At 61.2% G+C, this 20,118-nt stretch carries 13 protein-coding genes, 3 tRNA genes and 1 riboswitch; of the genes, 9 read left to right on the forward strand and 7 right to left on the reverse strand.

From position 1 onward, the window contains the following. Positions 1 to 8 precede the first annotated feature (8 nt). Positions 9 to 81, reverse strand: a tRNA-Ala gene (locus J5Y21_RS05840). A gap of 128 nt (positions 82 to 209) precedes the next feature. Between J5Y21_RS05840 and J5Y21_RS05845 the strand changes: the two genes are divergently transcribed. Next, positions 210 to 1,088 carry a polysaccharide deacetylase family protein gene (locus J5Y21_RS05845; protein ID WP_349236954.1) on the forward strand — a complete coding sequence of 293 codons (879 nt, stop codon included), beginning with the start codon at positions 210 to 212 and terminating at the stop codon, positions 1,086 to 1,088. A gap of 540 nt (positions 1,089 to 1,628) precedes the next feature. Here J5Y21_RS05845 and J5Y21_RS05850 read toward each other — a convergent pair. The 4 genes from J5Y21_RS05850 to gyrA all read right to left on the reverse strand — a co-directional run bounded on the left by J5Y21_RS05850 (position 1,629) and on the right by gyrA (position 4,903). Continuing rightward, a tRNA-Ala gene (locus tag J5Y21_RS05850) sits at positions 1,629 to 1,701 on the reverse strand. 12 nt (positions 1,702 to 1,713) lie between these two features. Continuing rightward, a tRNA-Ile gene (locus tag J5Y21_RS05855) sits at positions 1,714 to 1,790 on the reverse strand. A gap of 161 nt (positions 1,791 to 1,951) precedes the next feature. Beyond that, positions 1,952 to 2,293 (reverse strand): DUF3566 domain-containing protein, encoded by a 342-nt coding sequence (locus J5Y21_RS05860; protein WP_210573611.1) that lies wholly within the window; start codon positions 2,291 to 2,293, stop codon positions 1,952 to 1,954. A 3-nt stretch (positions 2,294 to 2,296) separates the two neighbouring features. Beyond that, positions 2,297 to 4,903, reverse strand: a complete 2,607-nt coding sequence (gene gyrA / locus J5Y21_RS05865; RefSeq protein ID WP_210573612.1) for a DNA gyrase subunit A — start codon at positions 4,901 to 4,903, stop codon at positions 2,297 to 2,299. Between the two features lie 101 nt (positions 4,904 to 5,004). Here gyrA and J5Y21_RS05870 point away from each other — a divergent pair, with 101 nt between their 5' ends. The 8 genes from J5Y21_RS05870 to bioB all read left to right on the forward strand — a co-directional run bounded on the left by J5Y21_RS05870 (position 5,005) and on the right by bioB (position 11,337). Continuing rightward, positions 5,005 to 5,229: a CopG family transcriptional regulator gene (locus J5Y21_RS05870; protein ID WP_210573615.1), complete on the forward strand. Its 225-nt coding sequence runs from the start codon at positions 5,005 to 5,007 to the stop codon at positions 5,227 to 5,229. A 30-nt stretch (positions 5,230 to 5,259) separates the two neighbouring features. Beyond that, a complete protein-coding gene (locus J5Y21_RS05875; RefSeq protein WP_210573617.1) occupies positions 5,260 to 5,532 on the forward strand; it encodes a TetR family transcriptional regulator in 273 nt (90 codons plus the stop codon). A gap of 108 nt (positions 5,533 to 5,640) precedes the next feature. Next, positions 5,641 to 7,539: a Rib/alpha-like domain-containing protein gene (locus tag J5Y21_RS05880; RefSeq protein ID WP_210573619.1), complete on the forward strand. Its 1,899-nt coding sequence runs from the start codon at positions 5,641 to 5,643 to the stop codon at positions 7,537 to 7,539. Positions 7,540 to 7,575: 36 nt separating this feature from the next. Next, positions 7,576 to 7,989, forward strand: a complete 414-nt coding sequence (locus J5Y21_RS05885; RefSeq protein ID WP_210573621.1) for a hypothetical protein — start codon at positions 7,576 to 7,578, stop codon at positions 7,987 to 7,989. Positions 7,990 to 8,206: 217 nt separating this feature from the next. Then, entirely contained in the window at positions 8,207 to 8,653 is a 447-nt protein-coding gene (locus J5Y21_RS05890) for a hypothetical protein (RefSeq protein ID WP_246874996.1), read from the forward strand. 57 nt (positions 8,654 to 8,710) lie between these two features. Further along, positions 8,711 to 8,809, forward strand: a riboswitch (TPP riboswitch). Between the two features lie 39 nt (positions 8,810 to 8,848). Further along, positions 8,849 to 9,499, forward strand: a complete 651-nt coding sequence (locus J5Y21_RS05895) for a TenA family protein (protein WP_210573625.1) — start codon at positions 8,849 to 8,851, stop codon at positions 9,497 to 9,499. A gap of 4 nt (positions 9,500 to 9,503) precedes the next feature. After that, positions 9,504 to 10,166, forward strand: a complete 663-nt coding sequence (gene tenA / locus J5Y21_RS05900) for a thiaminase II (protein ID WP_210573627.1) — start codon at positions 9,504 to 9,506, stop codon at positions 10,164 to 10,166. Between the two features lie 94 nt (positions 10,167 to 10,260). Next, positions 10,261 to 11,337 (forward strand): biotin synthase BioB, encoded by a 1,077-nt coding sequence (gene bioB, locus J5Y21_RS05905; RefSeq protein WP_210573629.1) that lies wholly within the window; start codon positions 10,261 to 10,263, stop codon positions 11,335 to 11,337. 227 nt (positions 11,338 to 11,564) lie between these two features. Here the strand turns inward: bioB and J5Y21_RS05910 are convergent, their stop codons facing one another. After that, positions 11,565 to 12,464 (reverse strand): alpha/beta fold hydrolase, encoded by a 900-nt coding sequence (locus tag J5Y21_RS05910; RefSeq protein ID WP_210573631.1) that lies wholly within the window; start codon positions 12,462 to 12,464, stop codon positions 11,565 to 11,567. A gap of 120 nt (positions 12,465 to 12,584) precedes the next feature. Further along, positions 12,585 to 20,096 carry a G5 domain-containing protein gene (locus J5Y21_RS05915; RefSeq protein ID WP_210573633.1) on the reverse strand — a complete coding sequence of 2,504 codons (7,512 nt, stop codon included), beginning with the start codon at positions 20,094 to 20,096 and terminating at the stop codon, positions 12,585 to 12,587. Positions 20,097 to 20,118: the final 22 nt, after the last annotated feature.

The raw sequence follows: 20,118 nt of genomic DNA on the forward strand, positions 1-20,118 counted from the left end.
ATTTTTTGTGGAGCATAGGGGAATCGAACCCCTGACCTTCGCATTGCGAACGCGACGCTCTACCAACTGAGCTAATGCCCCTGAAGGCTTTTATGACGTTACGCCTGTCACTCGTGTGAGCAAAACTCCCTGGGCACCCACGGGTGGCCAGGTTTCACCAAGGTTTGCTCCTGTTGCGGCCACACGCCCGGCACGGAAATATACGTCGCGTGGACCACCACCTCACCCGCGCCCAATTCCTCACCGGCGCACTCGCCGTCGCTGGCTCAGCCTTACTCGCTGGCTGCACGCAGCAGCGCGAGGAACACTCAAGCACGACCAGCGAAACAACCACGGGCACACAGCCCGGAAGCAGCACCACAACGACCACTGCCCCTCCCCCACCGCCGGCGGAACATTACGAAGGCCGCGTCCCGCGCGAATTCGGCCTTCACATGGACGGCATCACCGACACCGTCCCCACCACGCCCGGCACGACGACCGTCGCCCTCACATTCGACGCATGCGGCGGGCCGACGGGTTCAGGGGTGGACCAGGGGCTCGTCGATACGCTCCGCGAATTCAGCGTCCCCGCGACGCTCTTCCTCAATTCGCGCTGGATCGACGTTCACCCGCACGAAACGCAATCGCTTATCGACGACCCCCTCTTCCTCATCCACTCCCACGGCACCCTGCATGCTCCTTTATCTGTGACAGGCCAATCCGCCTACGGAATTGCCGGCACGGCAGATCCTGCCGCGGCGATCGCTGAAATAGAGGACAACCGCGAATTGCTGCGCACCTACGGCGTCGAGTCCGACTGGTTCCGCTCCGGCACCGCACATTACGACGATGTCGCGGTGGAAATAGCCCGGGACCGGGGAGTGAAGATCGCCGGCTTCACTGTCAACGCCGACTACGGCGCCACCTCCCCCGCGGATCAAGTCGCCGCGGCGATCATGGACGCCCCCGACGGCACGATCGTCCTCGCGCACATGAACCAGCCCTCATCCGGCACCGCAGCCGGCGTCCGCGCCGCCCTCGAGCAAATGCGCGGAGGCACCCACCGCTTCGTCTTCGTCGACGGCACCGCTCCCGCAGACCTCTGACACTGACATCCGCACGACCGCTGCAACTCACACTTACGCTGCGAAAGTGCGAATCCAAACTACGAAAGTGCGAATGTGCACATCAAAAGCGCGAAAGCTCGACACTCCTAATGGACCGAGCTGATGGTCCTGGAAGGTGAGCCGCGGCCAGGAGTGAATCTGTTTACACTCGCCACATTCAAGGCTTCTTATATCACTAGTTCAACGCATTTTCCGTCACCTGAAGAAAAGACCGAAATGTAAACAAATTCACCGGCGCCTCTCCATCGATAGCCCGCCGGTCACGCGGAGATCTGAAACCTCTGCCCCACTGGATCTCACCCTCACCCTCCGAAAGTGCGAAATCAAAGTGTGAAATAAGGAACCATTTTCTCAGTTTCTCACTTCGCTGACCTGCGGTTTATGAGTCTAAATGTCAAAGTGTGAATCAAAGTCAGACTTTGCGGGAGAAGTAATCACAGTGTGCACCGGGAGCACACCAGAAAAGCAGAAGACCCTCTCTCCTGTTCCGGAAAGAGGGTCTGATCTGTACTTATGCTGTGGAGCATAGGAGAATCGAACTCCTGACCTCCTCCTTGCAAGGGAGGCGCTCTACCAATTGAGCTAATGCCCCTTTGTTCCGAACTGGTGGGCCTAGCAAGAATCGAACTTGCGACCTCATCGTTATCAGCGATGCGCTCTAACCGACTGAGCTATAGGCCCGCTCGGAACTGTTAGAACATTACCCACGAGTCTACGTTAAAACCAAATCGCCTGGTCACGCCCCGATTCAAGATGACGTAAAGCAAAGGAAACCCCGTCTGGAAATCGTTCGAACACGTTCCAGACGGGGCATGCCGCCTAGGCGGGGCCGACCAGGCTGTTTATCGGTAGTCGGTCAACTCGACGCCGAGGCCGCCGACCAGGTCCGCAAGCGCGTTGTAGATGAACGCGGTGAGCGGGGCCATGATGGCCACGGCCACGACGCCGATGGCGCCGGCCAGGGCGGCGAGAGCGATCACGAGCGGGAAGTCGATGATGGTCTCCCCGCCCACGCCGCCGATGAGGGAGTTGATGGATTCCACTACACCGGCGGCATCGACGGCGAAGTAGAGCACGGAGACGGCGATCAGCCACGCGGCGAACCCGATGAGCGCCATGAGGATGCCTATTTTGAAGGCGCTCCCGGCGCGGATGCGCGTGACGGTGACGTTGCGTGCGGCCATGCTTTATTCCTTCCCGTCGGAATCAGACTCGTCGTACTCGTGGCTCTCGCCCACCTCGTCGGTCTCGACGGAGTTGACGTTCACGGGCTCGGCACCTTGGTCCAGGGTCTTCTCGCCCTTGGCCACGGCGGTAGCTTCCTGCTCGCCTTCGTCCTCGACGTTGACGTCGATAGCCAGAAGCTCGTTGCCCTCGGCCAGGTCCACGAGGCGGACACCCATGGTGGCGCGTGACGACGGGCGGATCTGGTTGACCTCGGTACGGATGACACCGCCGGCAGACGTGATGGCGAAGATCTGGTCGTCTTCCTCCACTGCGAGTGCGCCGATGAGCTTGCCGCGCTTCGGGGTGTACTTGAAGGTCATGACACCCATGCCACCGCGGCCCTGCGGGTTGTACTCGGAGATCGGGGTGCGCTTGCCGTAGCCGCCGGAGGTGGCCACGAGGAGGAAGTCGTCGTCCTTCACCGTGGTCATGGCCAGCAGCTGGTCGTCGCCGCGGAAGCGCATGCCCTTCACGCCGGCGGTGGCGCGGCCCATCGGGCGGAGCTGCTCGTCGTCGGCGGTAAACCGGATGGACTGGCCCTGCTCGGAGACGAGCAAGATGTCGTCTTCCGCGCTGACCAGAGAGGCACCGATCAGGGCATCGCCCTCGTTGAGGTTGATGGCGATGAGGCCGGCAGAACGCGCGGATTCGTAGTCGGTCAAGCGGGACTTCTTCACGCGGCCGTCGCGCGTGGCCAGGACCAGGTACGGGGCGTCCTGGTAGGTCTGGATCTGGATGATCTGCGCGATCTTTTCTTCCGGCTGGAATTCCAGCAGGTTGGCCACGTGCTGGCCGCGTGCGGTACGGCCTGCCTCCGGCAGCTCGTAGGCCTTCAGGCGATAGACGCGGCCGAAGTTGGTGAAGAAGAGGATCCAGTCGTGGGTGGAGCAGATGAAGAAGTTCTTCACCACGTCGTCCTGCTTCAGCTCAGCACCGCGCACGCCCTTGCCGCCGCGCTTCTGCGACTTGTAGGCGTCGACCTTGGTGCGCTTGGCATAGCCGGTCGCGGTGATGGTGACCACGACGTTCTCGCGCGCGATCAAATCTTCCTCGGTCACGTCGCCGGTGGCTGCGACAAGGCGGGTGCGACGCTCGTCGCCGTGCTTGTCGACGACCTCCTTCAGCTCCTCAGCCACAATCGCGCGCTGCCGCTCCGGTTTGGCCAGGATGTCCTTGTAGTCGGCGATCTCGGCCTCGATGGCGGCCAAATCGTCGACGATCTTCTGGCGCTCGAGAGCGGCCAGACGGCGCAGCTGCATGGCGAGGATGGCGTCGGCTTGGATCTCGTCGACGTCGAGAAGCTCCATGAGGCCCGTGCGCGCCTCGTCGACCGTCGGGGAACGGCGGATGAGCGCGATGACCTCGTCGAGCATGTCCAAAGCCTTGACCAGGCCGCGCAGGATGTGGGCGCGCTTTTCGGCTTCGTCGAGGCGGTACTGGGTGCGCCTGACAATGACCTCGATCTGGTGGGCCACGTAGTAGCGGAGCATCTGGTCGAGGCGGAGGGTGCGCGGCACACCGTCCACAAGCGAGAGCATGTTCGCGCTGAAGTTCGACTCGAGCGGCGAGTGCTTGTACAGGTTGTTGAGCACAACGCGCGGCACGGCATCGCGCTTGAGCGTGACCACGATGCGCATGCCCACGCGGTCGGAGGACTCGTCCTCGATCTTGGAGATGCCGGTGAGCTTGCCCGCGGCGACCTGCTCGGCGATGCCGGAGATGAAATTATCTGGGTTGACGTTGTACGGCAGCTCCGTGATCACGATGACCTGGCGAGTGCCGATTTCCTCGATCTCAGTGACACCGCGCATGCGGATGGAACCACGGCCGGTGGTGTAGGCGTCCTTGATGCCCTGGTCGCCGACGATGAGTCCTGCGGTGGGGAAATCCGGGCCCTTGACGCGCTCCATGCAGGCATCGAGCGTGGCCTTGTCGTCCGCGTCGTGGTTGTCCAGAATCCAGTAGATCGCTTCGGCCAGCTCGCCCAGGTTGTGCGGCGGGATATTGGTGGCCATGCCCACGGCGATACCGGAAGAGCCGTTGAGCAGCAGGTTCGGCACACGCGACGGGAGCACGACCGGCTCTTGGGCCTTGCCGTCGTAGTTGGGCACGAAGTCCACGGCGTTTTCGCGGATGTCGCGCACCATCTCCATGGACAGCGGAGTCATCTTGCACTCCGTGTATCGCATGGCCGCCGGGCCGTCGTTGCCGCGGGAGCCGAAGTTGCCCTGGCCGTCCACCAGCGGGTAGCGCATGACCCACGGCTGCGCGAGACGCACGAGGGTGTCGTAAATAGCGGAGTCGCCGTGCGGGTGGAATTGACCCATCGCGTCGGAGACTGGGCGCGCGGACTTCACGTACGAGCGCTCCGGGCGGTAGCCGGAGTCGTACATTGCGTAGACAATGCGGCGGTGCACGGGCTTCATGCCGTCGCGCACATCGGGCAGTGCGCGGCCGACGATGACGCTCATCGCGTAGTCGATGTAGCTGGTCTGCATCTCCTCGTTGATGTCAATGGGGAGAATGCGGTCGCCTTCGCTACCGCCACCGAAAATATCGTCACTCAAAGTTGAGGCCTTTCAGTTAGAGATAGTTCACACAGCAGTTTACGCGCCGTGAGAACCATTCCCCCGCTCCCATGCGGTATCAGAGTGATACCATCGCGATCATGGCAATGACGCTCAGGCTCTCCGCGGAAGAAGACCGCGCGCTCGTCCTGCTCGCCAGCGCATGGGGGTGCAGCAAACAGGAAGCAGCGAAACGCGCGGTAGTCATTTCAGCGAGCAGACTGCTTGACGACGACGCCGTGGCCTCCCTCGCCAACGACACCGTCCCCGGCCGTGCCGCCTTAGCCGCCCGCATCCGACGCGCCCGGCCCAACGAGGCGGACTAAGACCGCCCCACCTCATCCTCCACCCCAATCATGAAGCCCCTGACTCCCGAACAACTGCTCATCATCGCCGACGAGTGCTGCGCGAAGTGGGCCCCTTCCGCCACTGTGCGCAGTTATTCCGCGATCTGCGCCGCCGCGGCGATTCCCGGCGCGAAGCTGGACGGCCTCCCCGTCTTCGACTCCCCCGCCGCCGCGGCCGCCGCCCTCGCCCGCGGCATCGAGCGCCTCGAACCGCTCGCTGATTTCAACGCGCACTTCGCCGAGACCGCCGGGGAGATCTATCTGCGCTGGTGTGAGGCCTGATCAGCAGCTGAAAAATCGTATCGCCCCCAAATCTTTCTCTGGAAAGATTGCTAGACTTCGCTGTGGAAACCTTTACTGCCAACCTTTCGTTTTTAAGGAAGCTCCGCCATGAAGTTGAAGCACTATTCAATCGCCCTGGCCACCACCGTCGCCCTCGTGGGCGCCGGCCTGGCTGTCCCCACCGCCTTTGCGGAAAACGCCACTCCCACCGCCGCTGAGGCTCCAGCTCAGTCCGCACCGGTGGATGGTTTCTCCTGGCCCGACGTTGAGGTCGTCGCCGGTGGTGAGGTGACCATCAAGCCGTCCAAGACCGCCACGGATGAGTACCGCTTCAGCGGCATCAACGACGCGCACGGCTGGACCTTTACCAGTGACAGCAAGACCGGCGTGTTCACCGCGAAGGCGCCGATCGATGCTCGCCCGGGCAAAACGATCACCATCAACACCCAGGTGTACAAGCTGGACAAGGACGCTAATAAGTACCTGCCGATCGGCGAGTACAAGCACACCGTCACCGTCAAAGAAGGCGGCAACAACGACGCCAACACCCATGACGTCACCTACGACAAGCTGACCGTCAAGGAAAAGCAGTCCGCCACCGCAAACCGCAAGGGCGATGCTCCTGCCGGCACCAAGTACGCCATCGCCGCCAAGTCGGATCACGTCGACGCCACCGTGGATGACAAGGGCAATGTCACTGTCACTCCGAAGGAAAATATCGGCGCTGGCTCCACCGCCACCGTGCGCGTGAAGGTCACCTACCCGGACACTTCCTACGAGTACGCCGACCTCTCCGTCATCGTCTCCGACAAGGATGGCAACACCACCCCGCACCAGGACCGCGATGTGGCGAAATACGACCCGGAGTGGGCCGCGACCGACATGAACGGCAACGCTGGTGTTTCCGCCACCGCTAAGCAGTCCAAGGATGTTCCCGCGGGCACGAAGTTCGTCGTTGCCCCCAGCCACGCCGAGAACATCGCCGAAATCCTTGAAACCTCCTTCAACGACAAGGGCGACCTGACCCTCACCCCGAAGAAGCCATTGAAGAAGGACGCGAAGATCCAGATCCCGGTGGAGATCACCTACCCGGACAACTCCTCGGAGCAGAAGGTGGCCACCTTCACCGTCACCGAGGAAGGCAAGTCCGACTCGCAGAAGGCCCAGGTCACCTACCCCGATATCACCACCCCGGCCGACCAGCCGGGCAGCTCCACCCCGGAAAAGACCAACGTCCCGACAGGCACCAAGTTCACGTCGCATACTGAGCTGCCTGAGGGCTGGACCCTCGATGTCGACGAGTCCACCGGCAAGGCCACCATCACCGCACCGAAGAACACCAAGGCCGGCGTGGAATTCACAGCACGCATCCACGCCACCTTCCCCGACGGCAGCACCACGACCTACCCGGTGAACTTCAAAACCACCGAACCAAATAACAAGCTTGCCGACGCCCACGAGGTCACCTACCCCGCCAACACCAACGTCGAAGCCGGCAAGTCCACCACCATCAACCCGACCGTGAAACCCGCCGCACCGAAGGGCACCAAGTTTGTCGGCCCGAACCAGGACAAAGACGGTGTGAAGATCTCCACCGACGAGAAGACCGGTGCTATCACCTTCAAATCCGACACTGCTGGCACCACCTCCGTCCCAGTCACGGTCCAATTCCCGGATGGCACCACCAAGAAGGTGGAAGCAAAGGTGACCATCACCAAGCCGACGACCACGAAGCCGTCTGAGCCTTCCGAGCCGACGGAACCGACCAAGCCGACGGAGCCCACCAAGCCGACCGAGCCGACGGAACCGACCGAGCCGTCTGAGCCGGGTGATGATGACGCGGACGATGACGCTAATGCGGGTGACTCCTCCATTGAGGGTTCGTCCACGGCCGGCATCATCGGCATCGTGCTGCTGGTGCTCGGTGTGCTGGGCGGTCTGGGTGTCGCGGCATGGAACTGGATGAACAACAACGGTGGTGGCGGCGGCGGTTTCCGTCCGTTCTAATTTCCGCCGAAAGCGCTGGGCGGTAGTATGCGGAGCATGAAGAAGCTCACATCTGCTGCCGTCGCAGCCGCACTGTCCGTGTCGTTGCTCACCGCCCCTGCCGCTGTCGCGGCGGAAGGCAGCGGGAGCTCCAGCTCCTCGAATGATTCGGTGACGAGGAATAAGGACAACGCGGACGCCATCCCGGACGGTTACGAGTTGCCGGAGCAGCCGCCGTTCGGCAGCGCGTACACGGGTTCGGCGCCGATCTCGCTCTTCCTGGCCACCGCGGCCACCGCGGCGATTCTGGGTGTCATCGCGCAGTACCCGCCGATCCAGAAGGAACTGCAGAAGGCCAACGCGCAGTGGATGGTCGTCCAGCGCCAGGCGATGGACGAGCTGAAGAAGTTCCTCCTCCTGCCGCAGCAGAACCAGAACCAGCAGTCCAACCAGCAACGACAGGGCCAGTAACCCACCCGTGAGCAGACACTCCCCCACCTTATGTAGCGGAGTTCTGAAACGTTTGTTACATTTGTGACTGTTGTGGTTGCAGTGATTCATGTGAACCTGTGGCGGAAGAACTGCAACTTGAATGGGAATCAGCGGTCCCGCGAGCACCGACAAGGGTGAACGCGCGGGACCGTTTCCCTGTTGCCGGACCCGTTCGCAGATCAAAAAGGCAGTTAAGATGGTCCGCGTGACTGACTTGAAATCTCTCCTGAATGCCCCCACCCGCACCGAGGTCGTCGCCGACCTGACCACGCTGGCGGATACAACCATCAGCAACCAGTCGGGTCTGACCGGCATGGCATTGAAATCCGCTGTCGGCGCCGCGAAGAAGGCGGACGCGGATGCGCTGAGCAAGGGCATCAACCAGCTCATGCCGAGCATCGTCGAGGAGCTCACACCCCACTGGGAGTCCTACGAAGGTTCCGGCACAGGCAGCTTTGGCGCGCACCTCGCCGACAACGAGGACAGCGTCACCGAGTCCGTGCTGAAGATCGGTGATTCCTTCGCTGACCGCGCGCCGGGCCCGGTGCAGAAGGTGTACTCCTCCATGCGCGGCAAGGTGGGCAAGATCATCGCCCCGGCACTGCCGGAGTTCGGCGACATCATCGAGCGCCACGCCAAGTAGTAAACGCGCACTACACCCGCGCCCAGGCCGCCGTTCACAGAAATTGGTAGCGTGGGCGGGCAAGACACGGGGTGCCCTGCTCAAGCAGGGCTGAGATCACACCCGCCGAACCTGATCGAAGCCATCTTCGCGGAGGGATTGTCTTGCTACGGCCCCCGTGTCCGCTAGTTCCACGTCAACTGGAAGGACACAACATTGACTAGATTCAGCGACGAGCTGCGCGACGCCCACCGCGAGAAGTGGGACGCCGCAGTGGGTCACCGTTTCGTGCAGGAGCTTTTCGACGGCACGATCGACGACGGTGTCATGGCCGGCTACCTCGTGCAGGACTACCGCTTCCTGGACAGCTTCCTGCAGCTGCTCGGTGCGGCAATGTCCACTGCGGACGAGCTCGCTCCGCGTCTGCGTCTCTCCCAGTTCATCGGCGAGGTCGCGGGCGACGAGAACACGTATTTCCTCCGCTCCTTCGAGGAGCTCGGCGTGACTGAGGAGCAGCGCGACAACACCCCGGACACCGCAGCCTGTACCGGCTTCACCGGCCTGATGCGCGAGGCAGCCGAGACCCGCTCCTACGCCGCCGCCCTTGGCGTGCTCGTCGTGGCGGAGTGGCTGTACCTCGACTGGGCCACGAACGCTCCGGAGAAACGGCCGGAGAGCTTCGTCCACAACGAGTGGATCGAGCTGCACGACTACCCGGAGTTCCACGACCTGGTGGAGTTCCTCCGCAGCGAGGTCGACCGCGTCGGCCCCGACAACCGCGAGGTCGTCGAGGAGTACTTCGGCCGCGCCGTCGCACTGGAGCTGGATTTCTTCAACAATTCCTACGAGCAACCGCTAGAGGTGTAAAAACATGAATCTCTTGGAGCTTCTCAAGCAGGACTCCCCCGAGTGGGATGCCTACATCCACCACACATTCGTCGAAGATCTCGGCGAGGGCACTCTGCCCCTTCCGGTTTTCCAGGACTACCTGGTGCAGGATTACCTCTTCCTCGTGCAGTACGCCCGCGCGAACGCGCTCGCCGCGTACAAGTCCCGCACGTTGGCGGAGGTTGAATCCGCGGCGCAGGGCCTGTCCGCCACCATTCATGAAACGAATCTCCACCGCCGCTTGACGGAGCGTTGGGGCATTTCCACCGAGGAGCTTGAGCGCGCGCCGGAGAAGAAGTCCACAGTCGCTTACACTCGCTACGTGCTCGACACGGGCATGGCGGGCGACCTGCTGGAGCTGCAGATCGCGCTTGCGCCGTGCCAGATCGGTTATGCGGAGATCGGCACCTATTTGGAGCCGAAGCTCAAGGAAAACGCCGAGCACCCGTACGCGGAGTGGATCCAGGAGTATGCCGGCGACGATTTCCAGAACCAAGCGGTAGCCATGACGAAGCTTCTCGACGACCTACTCGGGGTGCCCGCCGAGGAGATCAAGGGCACGAAACGCTTCGAGCGCCTACTGGACATTTTCCGCACGGCGACCCGCCTGGAAGCCGACTTCTGGCAGCAGGCGCTCGACAGCTAGCGCACCCCCTACCCCACTGCCAAACACCTGCTGAACACCGTTCAAAACCTGCTGCATGCTGCTATTTGGCGGTGAGTGGTCTACATTTGTCGCTATGGCTACACCCAGTTCAGTGAACGAACCCGACATCCTCGACATCGCGCGAGAGAAATGCCTGGAAAACGGCGAAGGACTCTCCCAAGGTGAGATCTACCGAGCTCTCACCATCGAGGATGATCGGTTGCAGGAACTACTCGATCTCGCCCACCAGGTCCGGATCAAGCACTGCGGTGTCGAGATCTCTCTCGAAGGCATCATTTCCCTGAAAACCGGCGGGTGCCCGGAGGACTGTAGCTTCTGCTCCCAGTCCGGGCTGTTCGAATCCCCCGTCCGCTCTGTCACACTCAACACAGCAGAACTAGTCGAGGCCGCGAAGCAATCAGAGAAGATGGGCGCGAGCGAGTTCTGCATCGTTGCCGCTGTGAAGAGCCCGACTGAATCCCTGCTCGACCAGGTCGCCCAGGCGATCGTCGCAATCAACAACGAGGTGGACATTTCCATCTCCGCCTCGCTCGGCACACTGACCCGTGAGGATGCCCACCGGCTCTCGCAGATGGGTGTCATGCGCTACAACCACAATCTGGAGACCGCGAAGTCGTTCTTCCCCAACGTCGTCACCACACACACGTGGCAGGAGCGTAGGGACACTTTGGACAATGTCTTGGCGGAGGGAATGGAGACCTGCTCCGGCGGGATCATCGGTCTCGGCGAGACTCTCGAACAGCGCGCCGAATTCGCCGCTCAGCTCGCTGAGATCAACCCGCACGAAACACCGATCAACTTCCTCGACCCCCGCCCCGGGACCCCGTTCGCCGACCGGCCCTTGGTTCCCCAAGGCGAGGCCCTGCGCGCGGTCGCCGCTCTCCGACTAGCCATGCCGTCGACACAGCTGCGTTTTGCCGGCGGTACTGAGCTCGCGCTCGGGGATGACGGCACAGAAACTGGTCTCCTTGGCGGGGCTAACGCCATCATCGGCGGCAACTACCTGACGACATTCGGCCGGCCGATCGAAAAAGACCGTGATGCGGTCGACCGCGCCATGGAGTCTCCGCGGAACCTTCCCATCACGCCCGTCGGACAGAAACAGCGCACCGACCACGGCGTCCTGTACAGCACGTTGAAGTCGCTCTAGTGAGAATCCCTGATTCAACGGAACTGGCCGACGCGGTGTTGAGCGGCGAGATCCAATTACCTTTTGACCCGGCGCGACCCTATGACGCACCCCGGATCTGCCCGTTGTGCGAGCGCCGGATGGTCGTGAAAATGAACCCTGTGGCTTGGGAAGCTATCTGCTCCCGCCACGGGATTCTCCGCTCGGAGTGGCTGGAACGCTAGGTTCTGAGCCCGACCCACCCCGACTTAGAGCGACGCCACGAATTTCTCCAGCCGGTCGGCGACCCGCTCCGGCTTACGCGCCCACTTCGTGTGCCCCAGTCCCCCGATCAACTGTTCAACATGAACATTGTCGGGGTCGAATTTATCTGCCAGGTACGCCGCTGATGCCAAGGTGCAGTCATCGTCATCAGTGAAACGTGTCAGCAGAATCGGGACGGTGACGTTCTTCATCCCCGCCTCATAATCGATGTCTTGGCCCCGCAGTTTAGCCAAGGAATTTGAGTGCGCGAACCGGGTCCACTCCTCCACGTGCACACCCGACTGTCGGCCGTACCCGGCTAGGTCGACGCGTCCCGCCGGCCAGTAGCCGACGACCTTGGACACGGCCGTCATGAACAGGCTTCCCAGCGCTACACGACGGCGGTCCGCCCCCACGAAGCTCTCCTTATACGGGCTGCCTGTGCCGACGCCCATCATGCCCACCACATTGAGCTCTTTCGCCTCCGGGCGCGCGAGGAACAGCGACGCCACCTGCCCGCCCATCGAGTGCGTCAGCAGCACCGTCGGGTGGTCTACCGGAAGACCCAGCTCCTCTTTTGCCGCGCGGATCGTCCTGGGGTAATCCTCCGAGGCGGTGTCGTGGTAGCCCCAGCGCGCCTTGCGCGACGCTTTGGCCTTGCTCCTCCCCTGCCCGCGGAGCTCACCGATCACGACCGGGTAGCCGCGGTCCGCCAGTTCCTGCGCCGTGGGCCGGAAGTACCGCGCACCCATGCCGAAACCGGGCCAAATAGCAACCAATGGCTTTTCGACGCTGCCCGCTCCCCCCTTTGCCGGAAACACGAACACCGGCGAGGTGGTCCCGTCCGGCAAGGTCACATCTGCGTTGACGAAGGTGTAGTCGCGTGAATGACTGTTTTCGCTCATGAAGATAGTGTGCCAGATCACAGACCCAGATAAGCGGAAACGGCCGCTCGAGCTCATGCTCGAACGGCCGCCAGCCAACTTCCCCAGGCTCCTCACGAGGAGGAGCCGGAAGGGTTCTTTTTAGTTCTCGGACTTGCCGGAGCTGCCTTCCCTGCGGGAGGAGCCGCGGTCCTGCTGTGCAGAACTACCGCTCTTCGCCGGCTCGCCACCATCCGGTTTGGAAGACCCAGCACCACCGATGGAGGTCTTGGCGTCACCCACCGGGCTGGAGCACCAGTCGTAGAGGACGGCACCTGCGGCAACCATTGCCAGGATGACACCCGCTCCCTGTCCGATCTTCTGGATGGCCGGGTCATTCGCGTAGCCCTGCAGCTGCGCATTGGCCGCGTTCACGCGACTAACAATTTCATTGAACTGTTCATTGTCATGACCGTGGTGGCCAAAGCCGAAGTCCGGCGTGTTACGACGGATCTCTTCCTGGATCTGCGCATTCAGTGCGTTGAGCTGACCCTGGACCTGACCGATGTACGGCTGAGCCAGCTTGCCGCCAACCTGAGCGAGCAGAGCGATCGGGAGCAGCCACAGCAGCGGGGATCGCACCGCGTTACCGAAGCAACGCTGTGCAGTCTCGCTACCGGACGAACCCTGCTGATTCGGATCCTTCGGATTACCTGGTTCTTCCGGTTTGCTGGGTTCCTCCGGCTTAGCCGGCTCGTCGGCCTTCGGGTAGCTCGCCTCGATGCGAATCGGGGTGATCACTTCTGCGCCATCAGTGCGCTCGTAATCCAGCTCAACTGGGGTGACCTGGCCGTTGAAGCCCTTCTCCGGGTCAAAGCTGACTTCGCCGGTCTCCGGGTTGACCTTCCACACGCCCTGGCCCTCGACGGTGAGGGTACGTCCGTCGTCACTGAGGGTTCCGCCGTTGACCGGACGGAATTTCAGCGAGTTGTTGTCGACCAGCGGATCACGCAGCGCCAGTGCCAGCGGGGTATCCGGCTTGCCCTTAGCGATGATCGTGCCACCGACAACCTTGACTTCGACCTCCTTGACCGGGACCTCGACCGTGGTCGTGACCGGGTCAGCAGTCTCGGTTTCAGTGATGGTCGTCGGCACCGGCTCACCGGTGACAGTAGTGGTCACCACGGTCGTCTCCGGGTCCGGAGTGATCGTCGTCGTCACGGGCTCGCCCTGTTCGGTAACAGTGGTCGTGACCGGGGATGGCGTCACCGTCGTGGTCAGCAGCGACGTAACCGGCGTCGGGGTGACGGTGGTGGTGAAGTGCTTCTCAATCACATTCGTGATCGTCGCGGTCACCGTCTCCGTGGTGCGCTCGGTGGTCGTCTCCGTTGTCTTCTCGGTGGATTTCTCCGTCACCGTCGTCGGCACGGTGGTCGGAACCGTCGTCGGAACCGGCTTTTCCACGGTCGTCGGAACCGTTGTCGACACAGTGGTCGGGTCGACCTTGGTGCCCACGCGGATGACCGCCTTCTTGGGCTCCTTCGTGCGCTCCGTGGTGATCTTGGGCTCGCCAACCGGCTTACCGTCCTTGATCTCCTGGACCGAAGTGATGGTCTCGACTCCGTTCTCGCCCTGCTGGTCCACTTTCTGGGTACCAGCCGGCAGGGAGTCATCCAGGATGAACTCGGTCGGGTACTCCAGCTGACGGGTCTCGGTGGACTTCAACGTCTGGTCAGAGATCGTCGGACCATACTCGATGATCTGCTCAACCGGCTGCTTAGTCACCTTCTCAGTGGTATCCACCTTAGAAGTGTTGTCCTTCGCAGTGAAGTCTGCAGTGAACTCCTTCTCGCCGTACTCGCCCACTTGGACGGTCTTGAGCTCACCCGGTGCCAGTGCCGGGTTCACACGCACAATCGTGTCGTACGGCAACGGCGCAACCCACTTAGCGGTGTTCGATGCCTCAGCCGGCTTCGTGCCAACCTTGACAATCTTCTTCACCGGTTCTTCGACGATCTTCTCCTCAACGGTGGCCTCGCCATCCGGCTGGGAGTTAACGATCTTTTGGGTCACAGTGATGGTCTTCTTGCCCGGCTTACCCTCTTGAGTGACCTGGGACTCACCCGGCTTCAGGGACGGATCGTAGACAACCTCAATCTCGTAAGGAACCTCAGCCTCGACAGTCTTCGAGGTCTCACCGGTGGTCTTGGTGCCCACACGGATGATCTGCTTGATCGGCTCCTTGGTGCGCTCAGTGTTGACCTCAGGATCACCAGACGGTTTGCCATCCACAATCTTCTGCGTGGACGTCACAACCTCGGTGCCGGTTTCACCCTGCTGGTCAACCTTCTGCTCACCCTCGGCGAGGGTGTCATCGAAGACGATCTCGGTTTCGAAAGGAACTGGCTTCTTCACAGTGGTGACAAGCTCATCTTCCCCGAGGGCAGGACCGTACTCGATGATCTCGTTGACCGGATCCTTGGTCTGCTTCTCCTCCGGAGTCACCGAAGCCTGGTCACCCTTCGCGGTGAAGTCCGCAGTGTAGGTCTTCTCCCCTGGTACACCCTTCTGGGCAACCTTGATCTCGCCCGGCTTCAACTCCGGATTCGGACGGGTCTCAACCTCAAACGGAACCTGAGCAGTCCACGTCACCTTCTCCGACGCCTCAGACGGCTTCGTACCAACCTTGATCACCTGATCAACAGGCTCTTCAGTCACCGTCTCCTCAACTGTGGCTTCGCCATCCGGCTGAGAGTTAGTGACCTTCTGAGTCACAGTAATAGTCTTTTTGCCCGGCTTACCCTCGGTCACCGTCTCAGACGTGCCGGCCGGCATGTTCGGATCGAACTCAACCTTCACACCAAACGGAACGTCGGTCTCGACCGTCTTGGTGGTCGAGCCCTCGGTCTTCGTGCCCACGCGGATCTTGGCGTTGGTCGGCTCCTTGGTGCGCTCAGTCGTCACTTCGGGATCGCCGGAAGGCTTACCGTCAACGATCTTCTGAGTAGAGGTCACGACCTCAGTACCCAGCTCGCCCTGCTGGTCAACAACCTGCTCGCCGGCCTTGAGGGTGTCGTCGAAGACAATCTCAGTCTCGAACGGAACCGGCTTCTCAGTCTTGGTGACGACCTCAGAATCCTCGGCACCCGGGCCGTACTCGACGATGCGCTCGACCGGTTCGGTGCGTGCCTTGGTCTCCTCCACCGTTGCTTCACCGTTAGTGCCGGAGAAAACAGCAGTGTAAGAAGCCTCGCCATTCTGGCCTTCCTGGACAACCTTGGTCTCGCCCGGCTTCAACTCCGGGTTCGGACGCAGAGTGGTGCCGAACGGAATCGGCTCCGTCCACTCGACCGACTCGGTCGCCGTTGCCTGCTTGGTGCCAACAGTGATGACCTCGTCCACCGGATCCTTGGTGATCTTCTCAGTGATCGTCGGCTTACCTGGAGTCGAATTGGTGATCTCGCGCTCGATCGTCACCGTCTTCTCACCCGGCACGCCCTTGGTGGTCACCTCGGACTGGCCAGCAGGCATGTTTGGGTCGTACTTCACGACAACCTCGTACGGCGCCTCGGTGGTGAAAGTCTCGGTATTCGTACCGGTGGTCTTGGTACCAACGCGGATGATCTGCTTGATCGGCTCTTCGGTGCGCTGCGTTTCCACGACCGGGTCGCCAGACGGCTTACCATCTACGAGCTTTTGGGTGGAAGTGACGGTGTCCTCACCGAGTCGACCGACCTGCTTGACTTCCTGCTTGCCTTCTTCGAGGGTGTCATCGAAGACGATCTCGGTTTCGAAAGGAACTGGCTTCTTCACAGTGGTGACAAGCTCATCTTCCCCGAGGGCAGGACCGTACTCGATGATCTCGTTGACCGGATCCTTGGTCTGCTTCTCCTCCGGAGTCACCGAAGCCTGGTCGCCCTTAGCGGTGAAATCAGCGGTGTAGGTCTTCTCACCCGGAACACCCTCCTGGACAACCTTGATCTCACCCGGCTTCAACTCCGGATTCGGACGGGTCTCAACCTCAAACGGAACCTGAGCAGTCCACGTTACCTTCTCCGAAGCCTCAGACGGCTTCGTACCAACCTTGATCACCTGATCAACAGGATCCTTCGTAATCTCCTCAGTGATCTGCGGATCACCCGGCTTGGAGTTGACGATGTCGCGCTTGATCGTCACCGTCTTCTCACCCGGAACGCCCTCGGTCACAGTCTCAGACGTACCGGCCGGCATGTTCGGGTCAAACTCGACCTTCACGCCGAACGGAACCTCAGACGTAACAGTCTCCGAAGTCTCACCAGTGGTCTTCGTGCCCACACGAATCTTCGCATTGACCGGATCCTTGGTGCGCTCAGTGGTCACGGTCGGGTCGCCAGAGGGCTTGCCGTCGACAAGCTTCTGCGTCGACGTCACAACCTCAGTACCAGTCTCACCCTGCTGGTCAACAACCTGCTCGCCAGCCTTGAGGGTGTCGTCGAAGACTATCTCCGTCTCAAACGGAATCGGCTTGTCGGTCTTGGTCACCAGCTCTTGGGCATCCAGGCGCGGGCCAACCTCAATGATGCGAGGCTGCGGCTCTTTAGTGATCTTTTCTTCAGCAACTGAAGCCTGGTCACCCTTGGCCGTGAACTTAGCGCTGTAAGCCCTCTCGCCGTTCTCACCTTCTTGGATGACCTTCATCTCACCAGGTGCAAGATCTGGGTTTTCGCGAACCTCGGTCGGATACGGAATCGGGAACGTCCAGGAGACATCCTTGGCGCTTTCCGCAGGCTTGGTGCCGACGAGGACGACCTCGTTCTTCGGCTCCTTCATGCGCTTCCAAGTGCCGTCCTTGTTCTGCTTCTCCTCGCCCGGCGCGCCCTCGGTCTCAACCTTGTACTCGCCGGCTGGGATGGTGTCGTCGAACTTGTACTCGACGTCGAACGGAAGCTCGCGCGTCGGAACGTCGACAACGTTCACCACAGCGTAAGCGGTATCCGTAGAACCGTCCTCGTAGGTCACAGTAACCGGAATCTTGACCTGGTCACCTGGCTTCGCATCCGCAGGTGCGGTTGCGGTGACCTGGCCATTGTCGTCAATGGTGGCACCCCAACCAGTCGGGATATCACCCAGCTTGTAGGGGTTTTCCTTCGCGACATTGATGTTTTCTGGCTTTTCGAGAGTCACCGGCAACGTCGCGCTCTCACCCGGATATACCGTTTCTTCAGGGTAGGTCGGATCAGCTTCCCAATTGTTGGCCAGGTTCACCACAGTGGTCACAGGGACCTCGGGGCGCTCACCGTTAGGCGTTTCCACGGTGACGGTGATTGTTTTCTTGTCGCCTGGCTTGGAGTCTGCTGGCGGGGTGGAAGAAACGACACCCGTGTCTGGGTCAACCTTGTACTTCCAGCCGTCGACTTCCTGCTCGGTGATCGGCGAGCCGTTCTCATCCGTGCCAAAGGAGAACTTCGATCCCTTCGGGGCATCCTCAACCTGGTGATCTACAGCTTGGTTCGGGCCGGTGGACTCAACGGAGTAGACCGGTGCGATATCGCCCTTGAGCACAACGACGGTGCCCTTGACCTGCTGCGGCTTGTCGGCGTTGTCGTAGTACGCGAGCACCGGGACGTTCAGGATATAGCCCTCGGGTGCGGTCTTCGGGATCGTCGTGGTGATCTCGCCAGTGTTCTCGTCGATCTTAACCGTCCACGTGCCACTGTCGTCAGTGTGGGTGTACTCCGTTTCGCCGTCCTCGAAGGTGTAGCGCTTCGGGGCTTCATCGGTCGTGTTGCCGCTCAGGCCAACCTCCGGGATCGAAGGCTGCAGAGTGACCTTGGCGTTCGGCTTGTTGGTCACCGTGTCGTAATCGGGAACCTTGATGTCGACGATGGCCTGGAACTGGGTCTCGATCTCGTCGGTGGTCTCGTCCGGGTAGGTAGCTTTCACCGTCGGGGTGATGATGGTTCCCGGCGCGACAGTGTCGTCCGCCTTCGCGGTGACCTTGCCGGTCTTGTCGACAGTTACGGTCCAGCCACCGGGGACGGTGGACGGGTCAACCTCGAATTTTGCCGGGTGAACCGGTTTGTGCCCCTTCATAATGGACTTGGTGCCGACCTGTGCGGTGAGGTCATCACCAATGATGCCCTTGGTCAGACTCGGACGAACAAGGTCGGTGACCTGGGTGTTGTTCGGGTCAACAACCACGAGCAGCTCGAGCTCATCGGTCGAGCCGTTCGAGTACTCGACGGTGACCACCGGACGGGCGAATGTGCCCGGCTTCGGGTTCTCCGGAGCGGTGACGGTGACGTTGTGGTCCTCGTCCATCTCGACGGTCCAGCCCTCGTAGACGTACTTCTCGTCGAGGGTGACCTCGGCTTCGAAGCCGCCGTCGCCCTTATCCTTCATCAGGTCCTTGATCAGGTCCGGTACCTGCTTGAAGGTCACCTTCTGCGGCTCGGTAGCGAGCGGACCCGTCGCGCTATCGACGCCAGAGATGATCGAAGCATCAGTCTTGTCGTACTTCGGGTCGTGGTACTCGGTGTCGTCCAGGGAGAACGCCTTGGAGTCGATGACGTTCGCCTTGCTATAGCGATCCAGCGAGTTGGAGCTGTCGAACGCACTGCCTACGCCGCCGTTGTTATGCTCAGTGGCAGCTTGGAGCTGGTCAACGTCACGCGGCTTCGCCAGAACGGAGAAGTTCACGTTCTTGTCGGTCGCCTGATCGGTACCGCGGTACTCAGGCCAGGTGAAGAAGATCTCGCCGGTCGTTTCGTCGACGCGCAGGAGCTGCTCACCGCCGGAGGCTTCTGGGTCTGTGGTGCCGATGAACTTACCGTTGCCGTCGTAGGCTTCTACGACCATGCGGGACATCGAGTCGTCCGTACCGCCCTTCTGCAAAGCAGGAACGTTGATCGTACCGACCTTGGTTTCCTCACCAGGGACGATCACATGCTTCTCGGATATTTCGGCAGTATCCCACGACACCGTGATCGGGTTACATTCGATGTTCTCGCTCGGCCACGGGTTTACAGTAACGCCAAAAGACGCACTGCCCCCCTGGGTGGCATACGAACCCTCAGGATTGTCCTTCTTGTAGTTGCTTTGCCAGGCGTAACGTACAGGGTTATCGGCAGAGGCCGAAGCGAACTGCTTGACTTTATCATCGGTCAGATCTGCGTAGAGATTCAAGTTTCGTAGGGCGCGACCACTAGCAGTAATGTCGATGTTTTCGTCGGCCTTGCGGGTGACATTTTTATCAATAAAGGTCTGGCCGACCTCCATGGAGGGCACCGTGCCAGCATCCAAGACATTACTAAGGTTCGCCGAATTGGAAAAGTACCAATCGGCGAATGTGCGGTCCTTCGAGTTATCAAAGGAGACGCTCAGGCCCCACAGGGTTTTCGAGGGGCTGGTCGACTTTGGCTCAAGGGTGCTCCAGCTGAAACCTGCCTGGCTTCCGCTCGGCTTATCACTGCTAACAACACACTCACCCGCCGGCAGGTCGGACGCCTGCTGGGCGTCCTGTTCGACCGCGCCGGATTTCTCGCGGATGCCGCCGGAGAGTTCTGCTGCAGCAGCCTCCGTGGCAACGGGGCCGGGGCCGACGACACTAATACCGCCGAGCGCTAACGCGATGGTGGACACGGCGGCGATGCCGGCGCGAGATGACCTTTTGAGGCGCTGAGATGATTCAGTCACTTCTACTCCTGTTTGATAATCA

The organism is Corynebacterium sp. Marseille-P3884 (genome assembly GCF_017942225.1).
Classification (GTDB): domain Bacteria; phylum Actinomycetota; class Actinomycetes; order Mycobacteriales; family Mycobacteriaceae; genus Corynebacterium.

What these genes read in the sequence shown, in the direction of transcription:
- J5Y21_RS05885 (WP_210573621.1), top strand. Translation starts at nt 7,576, where the DNA reads ATGAAGAAGCTCACATCTGCTGCCGTCGCAGCCGCACTGTCCGTGTCG.
- tenA (WP_210573627.1), top strand. Translation starts at nt 9,504, where the DNA reads ATGAATCTCTTGGAGCTTCTCAAGCAGGACTCCCCCGAGTGGGATGCC.
- J5Y21_RS05880 (WP_210573619.1), top strand. Translation starts at nt 5,641, where the DNA reads ATGAAGTTGAAGCACTATTCAATCGCCCTGGCCACCACCGTCGCCCTC.
- J5Y21_RS05870 (WP_210573615.1), top strand. Translation starts at nt 5,005, where the DNA reads ATGGCAATGACGCTCAGGCTCTCCGCGGAAGAAGACCGCGCGCTCGTC.
- J5Y21_RS05860 (WP_210573611.1), bottom strand. Translation starts at nt 2,293, where the DNA reads ATGGCCGCACGCAACGTCACCGTCACGCGCATCCGCGCCGGGAGCGCC.
- J5Y21_RS05875 (WP_210573617.1), top strand. Translation starts at nt 5,260, where the DNA reads ATGAAGCCCCTGACTCCCGAACAACTGCTCATCATCGCCGACGAGTGC.
- J5Y21_RS05890 (WP_246874996.1), top strand. Translation starts at nt 8,207, where the DNA reads ATGGTCCGCGTGACTGACTTGAAATCTCTCCTGAATGCCCCCACCCGC.
- J5Y21_RS05910 (WP_210573631.1), bottom strand. Translation starts at nt 12,464, where the DNA reads ATGAGCGAAAACAGTCATTCACGCGACTACACCTTCGTCAACGCAGAT.
- bioB (WP_210573629.1), top strand. Translation starts at nt 10,261, where the DNA reads ATGGCTACACCCAGTTCAGTGAACGAACCCGACATCCTCGACATCGCG.